We start from the raw sequence: 13,717 nt of genomic DNA, 5'->3' as shown, positions 1-13,717 counted from the left end.
TAGCCATGAGTGGTTGCTTGGGGCAGCCCTCTTTTTTTCTTCCAAAACATGCACAACAAAACCGGCACAATCACCGTCTATACATAAAGAATGGAAAATAGTCTCAAAGGAGTGTGAACTGCAAGTGTTAAAGAAACTGGCTTTAACCCTTTTAATGACGGCGATGGTGTTCAGTGCAAGTGTAGCGGGTCCTGTGCAGGCCAAGACGGCTGATCAATTATATCCGGTTGAAGTGAACGGGAAATACGGCTTCATCAACGGCCAAGGCAAGGTGGTCATCGAAGCGGTGTACGACGGATACGGGTATTCAGCAGCGCCTGGAGGAAAGGTATATGTCGAGGACCACGCGGCCAAAAAGCAATATTATTTCAATTCGGCCGGTACCAAGCTGTTCGAATATAAGCTGAGAGACGCCAGCATTCTGTATAATGACCGTGCGCTGTATACGGCGAAGGTTCAACTCGCAGGCGGGGCTACGGCGACCCGGTACGGGTATATCGACAGTCAAGGCAAGGTCGCGATACAGCCAATCTACGTCAAGGCATTTAATTTCTCTGAAGGATTGGCCTCGGTCAATATGGGCAAAGCCTCAGGGTACATTAACACGAAGGGCAAGCTAATCATTCCGTACCGGTACAGCTCGACGTCTGATTTCTCCGAAGGCATGGCAGTCGTTAAGCTTGCCGTTAACGGTAAATACGGCTATATCGACACCACGGGCAAGCTTCGCATTACGCCCCGGTATGATCACGCCACGCTGTTCTCCGACGGGGCGGCAGTCGTGTATGTGAACGGCAAATACGGATACATCGACAAAAATGGCAATTACCTGATCAAGCCGCAGTTCAGCATGGCGCAGCCGTTCTCGGAAGGACTGGCGTTCGTCGAGCGCAATGGAGCCACCTTCTATATTAATAAGAAGGGCGCCAAGGTCATCCAGGGATTCACGGCCGGGGGTTTGTTCAAGGGCGGTCTGGCTCCGGTCAGCCCGGGGCAGCGGTACGGCTATATTAATACCTCCGGCCGCTTCGTGGTCAAGCCGCAACTCTACTGGGCCGATTCGTTCAATGGCGAATTGGCGGAAATCACCCTGCTGGTTCCAGAGACACGCGAGGAAATCAGAGGGTACATGAACCGCAGCGGAACCATCGTCTGGCCGCCGGCCTCCGAGCTTCCGGCCGGCGTGGAGAAGCCGTAACTCAATCCATCTATCTGCCAAGAGTGAGGAGGCGATAAATATTCTATGGGAAACAACCTATACCGGAAACTAGGGGCAGCTTTCCTGATTGCTGCCGGGTTAATCTACACGTTCGAACGTGTAGGGACATTGATCGCTCGAAATTATGAAATTTCTGCGTTATACCAAGCGCAAATGTACGATGTCCAGCCTAAAACTCATGTCGCAGGCTTCTTCGATAATCTCTTTGTGCCAATCCTTACGTTAATTGGTGTGATATTGTTCGTATACGGATTTCCGAAAAATACAAAATAGGAGAGTGAACAGCGATGAACAACGGTGAAAGGTTTTCGAACCGGGTCGATTCCTATGTGAAGTACCGCCCAAGCTATCCATCGGAGGCTGTTGATTATTTGTACAACGATATTGGTCTGCGCCCGAACAGTAAAATAGCAGATATCGGTTCAGGCACAGGAAGCCTGTCCAAGCTGCTTCTGGAACGCGGTAGCGAGGTAATCGCGGTTGAGCCCAATCAGGCCATGCGTGAAGCCGCTGAGCAAAGGTTAGCCAGCCATCCGAATTTTCAGAGCAGATCAGGGTCTGCGGAAGCCACCGGGTTACCGGATCAGTCGGTTGAGTTTATTGTTTGTGCGCAGGCATTTCACTGGTTTGACCAAGCAGCCGCGCAAACGGAGTTCCGCAGAATACTACAGCCTGGCGGCAAAGTCATACTCCTATGGAATTCCCGGCTTACACACGGCACTTCATTTCGTGAAGAGTACGATCAGTTGCTTCTCACCTACGGAACCGATTATGCACAAGTGAATCATAAAAACATTTCTGAGGCGATGCTTGTCGCTTTTTTCAAAGAAAATACGATGCATAAAAGCCAGTTTGAAATGACTCAGGAGTTCGATTTCGCGGGTCTGCGCGGCCGGCTGTTATCCTCCTCCTATTGCCCTGTTCCGGGGCATCCGAATTACAACCCGATGATGACAGAACTGCAGAATATATTTGACAGGCATAATCAGGACGGGATGGTTCCCTTTGAATATGAAACAGAGATTTATTGGGGAGAAGTATAGTCAAAAAGTATACACATTGTCCCCGGCATCCGCCCAGGCCAGCGTTCCATCCGGCATCCAGCCCAGCAGTGTGCCTGCGGAGACGAACGTGAACGTCCGCTCTTGTGTGTCGTAGACCTGGATGGTTCCTGTACCTGACTGGAAGGCGGCGAATCGGTTGTCCGGTGACCACATCAGCCCGGATAGCAACAGGTCATTATGCGGCTGCCGTTCATATTCCTTGAGATCCTGCTTCAGCTGGTCCGTGATGCGCTCATCCTGCATAACCGTGGAGGCTCCGCTTCCGATATTGTATCGGACTTGTCCAAGCGGGTTCTCCTCGCCTCTGTCTACGGGAAGCAGCAGATGCGAATCGTCCTCCCAAGTCAGAGAATAGACGAACAGAAAGCCGTCACTATGGGAGATGAAGGCAGTGTTTTGCTGCGAATGCAGTATTTTCCCCTTCTGATCCAGCACCGTCAAGTCTGCCGCTGGGCCAATGAACTCGTCATGTGCGGTAAGTACCGCGATACGCTTGCCGTCAGGCGAGGAGGACATGCCGTAGACCGGCTTGTCGAACACATGAAGCTTCGTACGGGTGAAGTCCTTCAGGTCTACCCGGTACAGCGTCTTATTGCCAGAGATCATATAAGTGAAGCCCGAATAGAAGCGGTCGGAGTACAGCTCATGGTATCCGTAATCATTGCCGTAGGCATCCTTCTCCTGCGGAAAAGCCGGAATCTCCAGCGAATCGCCTGTCAAAGCGTGCACCAGATGGTGCTTCTCCTGTCCGTAGAACAGATAGGAGGGAGCGGAGGATTCAGCAGTCTGAACGGACTTGATCCAGCCCGTGTTCCAGGCAGGTACTACGCGCCGGGTACCGGAGGTGACGCCTTGGAACAGCAGACTGCCCTTGCCGTCCTGGGCTCTGATCACTACCGTGTTACGGTAAGGCTGCTCTGTGCTGGCATACTTGCGCCCGTCTGTGGTGACGGCTTCATCCAGATTGAACGTGCCGGACCAGGCGCTGCTCTCATCCAGATGCAGGCGGATTTGCACAAACCGCGGGGACTCCCATTCCAGTGTGTAGCGGAACTCTGCTTCGGGATTACTGGTTTGCAGACTATTTTTCAGCGCCTGCTCCAATGATTTCTGGTCGATATCGCTGTTCGATTTCACCTGTATCACTTGTCCGCCTCCGCCGATAATCCGCAATTGCTCAATATAGAGCAGCGGCTCCTCCTCGCTTGAAGGTGCTGAAGGGGAAGAGAGGGCTGGTGTAGCCGTGGGTGATCCGATGGTTGGGGAAGCTGTGGATGGGGCTGAGGAAGAGCTGTTCATAGCTTCTTTGTCCGCCCCCTGACATCCTGAGAGCAGAACTGCCGCCAGAGAAACTACTGCGATGTAGCGCATATAGAAACCTCCTGAGATGTTCGATTGTTCTATTGTTTTCAGAGAATAGATAGATTTTCCATATTGTTATGGACGCGGTTATTGGGCAGAAGTTGCAGATCCGGGTTTGACTTCACAGTTCGGCTCGGCTACTATGGAAGCAAATATCTGGATGAAAATGCACAAATAGAGGTGATCCTGAATGATCAGAGAAGTAGAGATGCAAACTCATTCCTTGAAAGAAATGAAAGACTTTTATGAGAATACTCTTGGGCTGGCGGTAGTTCAGGAACATCCCACATCCTTCAGTGTACAAGCAGGTGATTCCCGTCTAACCTTCAAAGAATCTAACCTAAGCAGACAACCGAAATATCATTTTGCCTTCAACATCCCTGAGAACCAGATAGATGAAGCGTTGCACTGGATTACTCCAAAGGTTCAAATTATTCCGAGCCAAGGACAGGAGATTGTACACTTCGAGGATTGGAATGCCGACTCCATCTATTTCTATGACCCGGCCGGTAATATTGTAGAGTTGATTGCCCGGCACAATCTGAACAATTCCGCCAATGAAGCATTCTCCCCAGCCAGTCTGTTATGTGTCAGTGAGATTGGTCTGCCTGTACCCGATGTGGAGGAGGCACTGCTCAAGCTATCGCGGGTAGGGATCGTTCCTTGGCAGGATTACGATAGCCAGTTCGCTGCCGCAGGTGACGAGCATGGGCTGATTATTGCGGTGAAGCAAGGCCGGGTCTGGTTCATGTCTGACCAGGAGGAAGCTTATCCGCATTCGCTAACGATCAGGACGGATGTCTGTGAGATTACGCTGGATAATATAGAGGGGATGGAAATAAAGGAGCTTCGTTAAGCTAACCGTACAGAATGAGTATAACAGTTCTTTCTTTTGACATCCCGGCTACGATTATCTACCCTGAAGTTACATAATAAGGAAAGCGAGTGAACTTATGAATAGAAGCGCTGACAGGCTGAACGTTGTCATTCGGGACACGGAAGGGGTTAAGCTGTCACGCCAATCCACTTCCGTGTAGGCACAATAGATACGGAGGGATAGCTTTTGAAGAATACGCAAGCAGGCTTTGAGTACAGTGGGGATTATTATGAAGCCATCGGAGATTTCATGCGGGAGCAGTATTTGAAATACGGTTTCGCCCAGGGAACGATGCAGGAAGCAGATTTTTTAATGGAGTTAATGAATCTGCGGCAGGATACTCGTATCCTGGATATTGGCTGCGGTCCGGGGCGGCATAGTCTGGAATTGGCCCGGCGCGGAATTAGCACAACGGGTGTGGATATTTCTGCGGAATTTATCAGGCACGCGAACCGGGAGGCTGCGAAGGACAAACTGTCGGCAGCATTTCTGGTGGCGGATGCGCGGGAGTTATCGTTTGAGCAGGAATTCGATGGTGGGATTTGCCTGTGTGAAGGGGCCTTTGGACTGGCGGGCAGTGAAGAGAATCACCGGAAGGTCCTTAGAGGAGTTCATCGGGCGCTGAAGCCGGGTTCTTTATTTGTTCTTACGGTAATTAATGCGCTTAACTTAGCCCGGCGTATACAGGATGAGTCGTTATTTGACCCGTATTCCTGCACCGTAATCGATAAAGAAGAGATCCACAGCCCCGAGGGTGAATCCAAAGAGGTGTTGATCTATACTACCGCTTTTACCTTTCGGGAATTACAGATGCTTCTGGAGAGTGAAGGGTTCGCAGTAGAGGCCGTATATGGCTGTAACCCGGGACAATTCGGGAAGCACCCCTTACAGCTCGGGAGCATGGAGATTATGATGGTAACCCGCCGTAAATAAACAGTAATGTGGTGAATAAGCAGCGGTAGCCGGGACTCTTAGAGGGGCCAGGGCGCCGCTGTATTTTGATTGTTTAGGAAACTATGATTTTCTTCTAATATACTCGCAAGCAGGCACACGGACCGAATGTATGTGGAAAACAGCATACATTTGCTCGCAAGCAAGCACACGGACCGAATGTATGTGGAAAACAGCATACATTGTATCGCCTGAGGGTAATCTTATTCATTCGTTAGGGTGATTTTGTTCTCAGCGCCCATCTGATTTAGTTTGCTAGACCTGATAAGAGTTTCAAAAAAGAAACTGAGTTGAGAATATTATGCAACTTTTGGAAGGACAGTTCAGTCTATTATGGTGAGGTGACCAATCGACAAGTGGAGGATATTCCATGAACTACAAAGGGAAAGTCGTGATTATTGGATTGCTGTTTGGTGCTTTATTAGCAGGATGCAGTCAGAATGTAAATTCCGCCAATAGTGAAGGTGAAGGAATGACAGAAACAGAGCCGTTCTCTTATACCGCAGAACAAAAAAATGAAATTCGTGAAGCTGCTAAGAAAGCCGGATTAGATAAAGTCTACATTCCTACAGTAGAACTAGGTGTCGATGATTTTGTGGATCGTGTTGAAGCTAAAGACAATCAAGTCCGTATTGTATTTTTTCGTGGTGCAATCACTCAATCCACAGAAGAACTTAAACCGACTAACGAGATTGCTTCGACTAAAAAAGTTGAGCTCTCTAAAGATGTATCTGGGGAGTGGATTGCTGAAGAGAATGGAATACCGTATTTATACTTTGAGAAAGACGGATTATATTTCAGTATGAGTTCAGCTAGAGCCTTTTGTCGGGCTGAGTATGAGAGAGCGGCTACTTCGCTTGAACCATTAACCGTTCAAGATACGGCAGGGACGAATACAATTCCTTACGCCATTACAAACAGTAGCGCCATTAGCTACGGAACATTTTCAGAAATGGATGCACAAACAGATATTGTTGTTAAGGGAACGAAGGCCGGAGCTCAGGAAATAGTTCTGAAAAAAGAAGATGTGAACGGATTGGTTATTGACAATCGCACATTATCCCAATTTGTACTGAGCGATGTATTTAAAAATAATACTGGCCACACATTGTCCAGCGGGGAGACCATCATTGTTCAAGAAAATGCAGCAGCAGACTCATCAAGAGTTTACAGCACATTAGGATATCAGCTGATGAATGAAAATGAAGAATATTTGCTGTTTTTGCGAGAGAGCCTCACTGATCCTGGTGTATACATTATCCGTGGCGTTGTTTATGGGAAAGTACCTGCTACGGATGAGGGAATTCACTCTAAGAGCACAGCTGATGATATACAGTTTAAGGGAGACAATCCTATCCGGGAACAATTAGTTGCTATTTTTGAGGACGCCCGGGAAGCATATTTAAACTGAATTTAAGTGATTTTTGAATAACAAATGAACCTTTTCCCCGCTCCATTTGTTTATAACTTGCCAGGCTCTGAGGAATAAAGCTTAACAACAAAGCGGGGGATCACAGATGTCTATGATATTGGCTATGCATGTGATGACACATCTGCTTACGGGCAGTTTCATTGTATCGATGGTGCTTATGCGCAAGGCGATTTCTTTTAAGGAAAAAGTGGTGTTGCTCGGACTGGCCTCGCTCTTGGGAATTGTGCCGGATCTCTTGGGGAACAGGTATGTGTCTCCTTGGTCGCATTCCATTGTCGTCATGGGGCTGGTTATGGTGCCAATCGTGTTCATATTCAAGCTTCTATTGAAGAAATATTCGTATATCCAGCTGTATCTGTGTCTGGCGGGGAGTGTGCTGGGGCATATACTGGTGGACTATCTGGGGCATGGAGTTCATCTGGTCTACCCGCTGTCCAGTGAGGCATATACGCTGCCATTGATCTATCTCGGTGATCCGACGGTTTGGGTGCCTATGTTAGTGGTAGTTATGAGTTTCGTGCTTCCAATGCCTTTGGGCAGGAGACGGGTGCTGAGTGTAACCGGTGCTGTGTGTATTGTCCTGTATCTCGGCTTTAAGCTTGCCATGCTAATGCAACTGGAGCAAGGGCTTCCGCGTAAATTCACGCTCACTCCCCAGGCAGCCGTACAGGTGGCTCCGCTCGGGGATAACCGGGTGCACAAGCTAAGTGATTTTTGGAAAATGGGGTTTGACGTCATCGACTCCCAGCGCAGAATTCTGGGCGTATTGCCTATCCCGGGCGGCGGTATCCGGTTGGATCTTAACCTGATCTATGCCATGAAGGGTGACGTGGTGCGCAACAATTCGGGAAAAGACGGGCTGGAGAACGTGTACCGGTTGCCTGCTGCTGAAGATGAAGCTACATTTGAAGTGAGAGAGGAGAGTAGACAAGGCCCCGCCGCAGAGGTTGTTGCACGGGACCGGGAAGGGAATCCCCGCCTTTTCATCTATAAGGATGGAGCTTGGGCGGAGGGACAGAGGGAATAGACTATTGCAAAGTAGAGGGCAGCGCGTGGAAGACATTCAAGCACTTATTCAAAAGCTGGACTGGGACACACCAGCAGCAGAACAAGCTGAGGCTATTCAGACGCTCCAGGACATCCGCGACGAAGAGCTTCATCTATTGCTGCAGCCGCTGGGCAAAGAGTATTGGGACGGAGCGGCGGAGGTTATTGTTAAGCTGGGCTATCCCCGCGTGAAGCCGATCCTGCCGGGACTGCTGGAGTGGGTTCAGGACATGAATTGGCCGGGAGCTCGCCGGATTGCTCCTTTTTTGAGAGAGATCGGTGATCCGTTAATTCCCTATATTCAAGAGGTGTTCAGGAATCAGAGTCAAGATGAGGATTGGATGTATTGGATTTTCGAAGTGATCCTTGATCACTGGAACTCGGAGCAGATCGCACAGCTTCAGGAGGAGCTAATCCGGCTGACTGAAGGAGGAACGATAGGCCTGAAGGCACTGCGGATTCTATGGGTCCACCAGATCTATACGGCTGAAGCCGTTCAGCTACTATTAGAGGACAAGAAACAGAGAGCCCTTGCAGAAATTGTGGAGCTGGACAACGCGCATCCCGTCATCGATTGTGAAGCGCTGGAAAGAGGATTCAGTGAAGTGAGCGCCCAATTTGGATTGTCCAAAGCTTATATGGAGCAGCATCGGGAAGAATTCAGCTTCTGTTACCGGAAATCTAGTCTTCATGACCTCGTAAGTGAAATCGGGGAACTGATTAGCGAGTGTATGGGCCCAGGTCATGCTCCAGCCAGAGAATAATCTTAATGCAATCTTAATGTCTTGGCGTATTCCTTAACGCTATATTAATGCCGGGCATGATATGTTGTACACCACGGAATAGTCTTCTGTGGTGTTTTTTGTTGTGTCCTACAAATAACAAGCGAGTGGTGAAGCTGAGTGATTTCATTTTTAAAACGGTTTTTAATTGGCAGGCCCTTAAAGTCCAGTGAACTCGGAGAGCAAAAGTTAAATAAAAAGAAAGCGCTGGCGATCCTGTCTTCTGATGCGCTGTCATCCGTTGCTTACGGGCCGGAGCAGATTCTGATTGTGCTGGTTACGATTGGGGCGGCCGCCTTCTGGTATTCGATCCCGATTGCGCTGGGTGTGCTGATCCTGCTGACCGCGCTCATTCTGTCTTACCGGCAGATTATTTTTGCTTATTCCCACGGCGGGGGCGCCTATGTGGTGTCCAAGGAGAACCTGGGCAAGTACCCGGGGTTAATTGCTGGCGGTTCGCTGCTGGTTGACTATATTCTAACGGTTGCTGTAAGCATATCGGCAGGTACGGATGCCATCACCTCAGCGTTTCCAAGCCTGCATGAGCATAAAGTGGTGATTGCCATTGCTTTTGTGCTGCTGATCACGATTCTGAACTTAAGAGGGGTGACGGAATCTGCTTCTGTCCTCGCTTATCCGGTTTATTTATTCGTCCTGGCCTTATTCATCCTGATTGGTACAGGTCTGTACAACATCTTGTCGGGCAACGTACCGGCAGAGCTGCATACTTCGCTGGGGACTCCGGTGGCGGGGGTCAGCTTATTTCTGTTATTGCGTGCATTTTCTTCCGGGAGCTCGGCATTAACGGGGGTAGAAGCGATCTCCAATGCCATACCGAATTTCAAAAGCCCGGAAGCGTCCAACGCCTCCAAAACCTTAATCGCCATGGGCGTATTACTGGCTGTGATGTTCTCAGGCATTGTGCTGTTAGCCTATTATTACGGGATTGCTCCCCGCGCTGACGTCACTGTGGTCTCGCAAATTGCCGAGCAGACCTTTGGCCGGAATGCGGTGTACTATTTTATCCAGGGAACGACTGCATTAATCCTGATCCTGGCTGCCAATACCGGTTATTCCGCCTTTCCGTTGCTGGCTGTGAACCTTGCCAAGGATAAATTCATTCCGCGAATGTTCACCATGCGGGGGGACCGGCTGGGTTACTCCAACGGTATTATCATATTGGGTATTCTGTCCATGCTTCTGATTTATGTCTTTGAGGGGAAAACGGAGCAACTGATTCCTTTATATGCTGTAGGTGTGTTTATTCCCTTTACGTTGTCGCAGAGCGGGATGATGGTGAAATGGCTCCGGGAGAAGCCTGCGGGCTGGGTGCAAAAGCTCATCATCAACACCGTTGGCGCTCTAATCAGCTTCGTGGTGACGATGATGTTCTTCGTGACCAAGTTTACTCAGGTATGGCCGGTATTTGTCTTCCTGCCGATTCTGCTCCTGGTGTTCCACCGGATTCATAAGCATTATGAGGCGATTGCGGACCAGCTTAGAATTACGACCTGTGAGGAAACGATCAAGATTGAAGGCAATGTCATTATCGTGCCGGTTGCCGGAATCACTCATGTCGTGATGAACTCCCTGGAATATGCCAAGTCGCTGTCTCCGCAGCAGATTATAGCCGTCTATGTGCCCTTCGAGCGGGAGGATGAAGCGGTGTTCGAGGAGAAGTGGAGAAAGTGGCAGCCGGACGTAAGGTTAGTCACCCTGTATACTCCTTATAGAAGCATCGTACAGCCATTGACCAAGTTTATCGATAAAGTGAATTGGAAGGCCGCAGAGCTGAACCATAGGGTCACGGTAATTATTCCCCAGTTCATTCCGAAGAAAGGCTGGCATAATATCCTGCATAATCAATCGAGTCTGCTGATACGCGCCCGTCTGCTGCTCCGCAGCGATGTAATTGTTACTACAGTGCCTTATCATTTGAAAAAGTGATTGACTATAAAAAGCCTGCACCCCCATACCGGGAGTGCAGGCTTCTTACTGTTAATTTAGCCTGGCTTAAGCAGTCTGCTTCGCAGGCAGGAGGCGGCGGACCAGCTTCGCCAGCTCCATCACAATGACTGCGCCTACGGCGAGGCCGGTGGCAGTCAGCCAGTGATTCAGCCCGAAGGAGGCAGGGATCGAGAAAATCTCTCTGACGCCGGGCAGGACGGCGATGCCGTAGAAGGCGAAGCAGATCATGACCGCACCGATGACATATTTGTTGCTGAAGAAGCCGGCCTCAATCGCGGTCTGGCTGTTGGAGCGGGCCGCGAAGGTCTGCAGCGTGCGCGCCAGGATCAGCGTGGTGAAGGCCATCGCAATGCCCAGCTCATCTGAATGCTGCAGCCCGATGTACTGGGAGATAATGACGGCGATCCCGATCAGCAGGCCGCGCATAACCACGGCCTGCATCATGCCGCCTGCGAAGATGCCTTCATTAATGTCCCGCGGCTTGCGGCTCATCACATCCGGCTCGGCCTTCTCCATGCCCAGGGCAATCGCGGGCAGGGAGTCATTCGCCAGGTTGATGAACAAGAGCTGGATCGCGGTGAACGGGTTGATCCAGTCGAAGATCAGGGCGAACAGGATGGCGATAATCGCCCCCAGGTTCCCGGCGAACAGATAGGCAATGGCCTTCTTGATGTTATCGAACACCGTCCGGCCGACCGCCACCGCGCTCACGATCGATACGAAGTTATCATCGGTGAGGATCATGGCGGCCGAGTCCTTGGCGACATCGGTCCCGCTGCCCATGGCGACCCCGATGTCCGCCTGCTTCAGCGCGGGGGCGTCGTTGACGCCGTCCCCGGTCATGGCGGTGATTTTGCCTTTGCGCTGCCAGGCCCGGACAATGCGGATCTTGTTCTCCGGGGAGACGCGGGCATAGACGCCAATCTGCTCCAGTCTGTTGTCGAGCTCCTCATCGGACATCGCGTCCAGCTCCTGGCCGGTGACGGCGATCTCATTCTCCGCCATCAGCCCGATGTCGCGGCCGATCGCCTGGGCGGTGGTCTTGTGGTCGCCGGTAATCATAATTGTACGGATTCCCGCCTTGTTGGACTCGGCAATCGAGCCATATACAGCCTCACGCGGCGGGTCAATCATCGCCGAGAGGCCGACCAGCACCAGGTCCTGCTCATCATCCAGGCCCACCTCGGTCATCGTATCCGGCACATTCTTATAAGCGTAAGCAAGCACGCGCAGCGCTCTGCCGGAGAACTGCTCGTTCGCTTCCTGGAAGCGTTCGAGTACCTCCGCTGTCAGCGGGACCTCTTCGCCCTCCAGCAGCACACGGGTGCAGCGGCTGAACAGGACATCCGGGCCGCCTTTGGTCAGCAGCGCCTTTTGCCCGCTGAAGGTGTGCAGCGTTGTCATCAGCTTGCGTTCAGAGTCGAACGGCAGCTCGGCCTCGCGCGGGAAGTTATCGCGGATCTCGCGGTAATCCTTGTCCTTGCTGTTGCTGAACGCGATCAGCGCCACCTCGGTCGGGTCGCCCAGTTCTTTGCCTTCCTCATTAATGTTGGAATCGTTGCAGAGCACGGCGATATGCAGCAGCTTGCGGGCTTCCTCCGACCACTCATCGGCCTTCAGGTCGAACTGCTCCTTGGGCCCTCCAGGGAGGTAATAATCAACAACCGTCATCTTATTCTGGGTCAGTGTTCCGGTCTTATCCGTGCAGATTACACTTGTTGAGCCCAAGGCTTCCACGGCGGGCAGCTTGCGGATGATGGCATTCTGTCGGGCCATCTTGTTCGTACCCACGGACAGCACGATCGTTACAATAGAAGACAGGGCCTCGGGGATCGCGGCAACGGCTACTGCTACAGCGAACATGAGGGCGCTCAGAATCGCTTCACCCGTATCCACCGTATCCTTCGTGAGCCACACGCGGGCCGCCTGAATGGCGAAGATGAGGATGGACAGCAGCAGGACGGCGATCCCCAGCTTCTTGCTGAAGCCCTCCAGCTTGCGCTGCAGTGGCGTCTGCTTCGCTTCCGCACTCTCGATCAGCCCGGCGATCTTCCCGATCTCCGTATCCAGCGCCGTTCCCGTAATGACCAGCGTTCCCCGGCCGTAGACGACCAGCGAGCCGCTGAAGGCCATATTGCGCCGGTCACCCAGCGGTACATCCTGCTTGATCTGCTCCGTATGCTTCTCCACGGCTTCCGATTCGCCGGTTAACATCCCTTCGTCAATTCGCAGGCTTCCTGACTCGATAATCCGGCCGTCAGCAGGCACGTAATCGCCGGCCTCCAGGAACACAATATCGCCCCGGACCAGCTCCCTGGCCGGAATGGACAGCAGCGCCCCGTCCCGGATAACCTTGGCTTCGGGCGCAGACATCTTGCGCAGCGCGTCCAGCGAGCCTTCCGCCTTGCGGGTCTGAACCACGCTGATCACTGCATTCAGAATCAGCACCACGAAGATAATGATGGACTCCATCAGATGGCCCATCACAATCTGCACCGTTGCCGCGATCAGCAGCACGATAACCATCGGGTCTTTGAAGTTCTCCAGGAACAGCTTCCAGAGCGGGTCCTTCTGCTTGCCCTTCAACTCGTTATAGCCGTCCCGTTCCAGCCGGCTGGCGGCTTCGGCAGTTGTTAGTCCGCCCGTAGAGCTGCGGATTTCATCCAGCGTTTCGGTTACACTGCGGCGGTAATACTCCATCAGGTATTAGCTCCTCTCCAGCTTTTCGCGTATGGTCCAAATTTACGTTTTAGAATGCGACAAGTTTCAACGTAATCAGCTTGAACGACTATATATCTATACCCTAAGAGGGGAGTGCGGTATTCAATCTCAGGGAGGACAGGCAACAGATAATCCACTCTGCGCAAAACTCAGACGCTATGGCTTATCGCCCCGGCGTCTATTTTTGTACCTTTTTGGAGTGATATCTATAAAATGTGGTATTTTTCCCAATGACGGTTCCTTATGCCGGAGGGAGACAAGAATTATAATATGAAGGCGGTTACAAAAAAACCG

The 13,717-nt window shown here is 51.3% G+C and carries 11 protein-coding genes; 9 read left to right on the top strand and 2 right to left on the bottom strand.

Annotated features, from left to right (window positions below; genetic code table 11):
• Positions 1-124: 124 nt before the first annotated feature.
• From K1558_RS18590 to K1558_RS18580, 3 genes are read left to right on the top strand one after another with little or no spacing between them, the layout of a single operon-like run.
• Positions 125-1,198 carry a WG repeat-containing protein gene (locus K1558_RS18590; RefSeq protein WP_238653143.1) on the top strand — a complete coding sequence of 358 codons (1,074 nt, stop codon included), beginning with the start codon at positions 125-127 and terminating at the stop codon, positions 1,196-1,198.
• Positions 1,199-1,243: 45 nt separating this feature from the next.
• Positions 1,244-1,492: a hypothetical protein gene (locus K1558_RS18585; RefSeq protein WP_238653142.1), complete on the top strand. Its 249-nt coding sequence runs from the start codon at positions 1,244-1,246 to the stop codon at positions 1,490-1,492.
• A 14-nt stretch (positions 1,493-1,506) separates the two neighbouring features.
• A complete protein-coding gene (locus K1558_RS18580; RefSeq protein WP_238653141.1) occupies positions 1,507-2,262 on the top strand; it encodes a class I SAM-dependent methyltransferase in 756 nt (251 codons plus the stop codon).
• On the opposite strand, the gene K1558_RS18575 is transcribed toward K1558_RS18580, so the two are convergent.
• Positions 2,263-3,654, bottom strand: a complete 1,392-nt coding sequence (locus tag K1558_RS18575) for a WD40 repeat domain-containing protein (RefSeq protein ID WP_238653140.1) — start codon at positions 3,652-3,654, stop codon at positions 2,263-2,265. It lies immediately after the preceding gene.
• A 181-nt stretch (positions 3,655-3,835) separates the two neighbouring features.
• On the opposite strand from K1558_RS18575, the gene K1558_RS18570 reads away from it, so the two are divergent.
• From K1558_RS18570 to K1558_RS18545, 6 genes are all read left to right on the top strand, one after another.
• Positions 3,836-4,501 (top strand): VOC family protein, encoded by a 666-nt coding sequence (locus tag K1558_RS18570; protein ID WP_238653139.1) that lies wholly within the window; start codon positions 3,836-3,838, stop codon positions 4,499-4,501.
• 207 nt (positions 4,502-4,708) lie between these two features.
• The gene (locus tag K1558_RS18565; RefSeq protein WP_238653138.1) at positions 4,709-5,455 is read left to right on the top strand and encodes an SAM-dependent methyltransferase; all 747 of its coding nucleotides are present in this window, start codon (positions 4,709-4,711) and stop codon (positions 5,453-5,455) included.
• A gap of 388 nt (positions 5,456-5,843) precedes the next feature.
• Positions 5,844-6,884, top strand: a complete 1,041-nt coding sequence (locus tag K1558_RS18560) for a hypothetical protein (RefSeq protein WP_238653137.1) — start codon at positions 5,844-5,846, stop codon at positions 6,882-6,884.
• Positions 6,885-6,990: 106 nt separating this feature from the next.
• Positions 6,991-7,932: a metal-dependent hydrolase gene (locus K1558_RS18555; RefSeq protein WP_238653136.1), complete on the top strand. Its 942-nt coding sequence runs from the start codon at positions 6,991-6,993 to the stop codon at positions 7,930-7,932.
• A 25-nt stretch (positions 7,933-7,957) separates the two neighbouring features.
• Entirely contained in the window at positions 7,958-8,716 is a 759-nt protein-coding gene (locus K1558_RS18550) for a DUF5071 domain-containing protein (RefSeq protein WP_238653135.1), read from the top strand.
• 138 nt (positions 8,717-8,854) lie between these two features.
• A complete protein-coding gene (locus K1558_RS18545; protein WP_238653134.1) occupies positions 8,855-10,681 on the top strand; it encodes an APC family permease in 1,827 nt (608 codons plus the stop codon).
• Positions 10,682-10,747: 66 nt separating this feature from the next.
• On the opposite strand, the gene K1558_RS18540 is transcribed toward K1558_RS18545, so the two are convergent.
• Positions 10,748-13,402, bottom strand: coding sequence for a cation-translocating P-type ATPase (locus K1558_RS18540; protein WP_238653133.1), 2,655 nt, complete (start codon positions 13,400-13,402; stop codon positions 10,748-10,750).
• Between the last annotated feature and the right edge of the window lie 315 nt (positions 13,403-13,717).

Origin of the sequence: Paenibacillus piscarius (assembly GCF_022234545.1) — a bacterium.
GTDB classification, from domain to species: domain Bacteria; phylum Bacillota; class Bacilli; order Paenibacillales; family Paenibacillaceae; genus Paenibacillus_AQ; species Paenibacillus_AQ piscarius.
Note: the sequence above shows the minus strand (reverse complement) of the source record. Positions and strands in the feature narration are given on the sequence as shown.

Coding starts and splice junctions, on each gene's coding strand:
- K1558_RS18585 (WP_238653142.1), top strand. CDS start 1,244: ATGGGAAACAACCTATACCGGAAACTAGGGGCAGCTTTCCTGATTGCT.
- K1558_RS18560 (WP_238653137.1), top strand. CDS start 5,844: ATGAACTACAAAGGGAAAGTCGTGATTATTGGATTGCTGTTTGGTGCT.
- K1558_RS18570 (WP_238653139.1), top strand. CDS start 3,836: ATGATCAGAGAAGTAGAGATGCAAACTCATTCCTTGAAAGAAATGAAA.
- K1558_RS18540 (WP_238653133.1), bottom strand. CDS start 13,402: ATGGAGTATTACCGCCGCAGTGTAACCGAAACGCTGGATGAAATCCGC.
- K1558_RS18580 (WP_238653141.1), top strand. CDS start 1,507: ATGAACAACGGTGAAAGGTTTTCGAACCGGGTCGATTCCTATGTGAAG.
- K1558_RS18555 (WP_238653136.1), top strand. CDS start 6,991: ATGTCTATGATATTGGCTATGCATGTGATGACACATCTGCTTACGGGC.
- K1558_RS18575 (WP_238653140.1), bottom strand. CDS start 3,654: ATGCGCTACATCGCAGTAGTTTCTCTGGCGGCAGTTCTGCTCTCAGGA.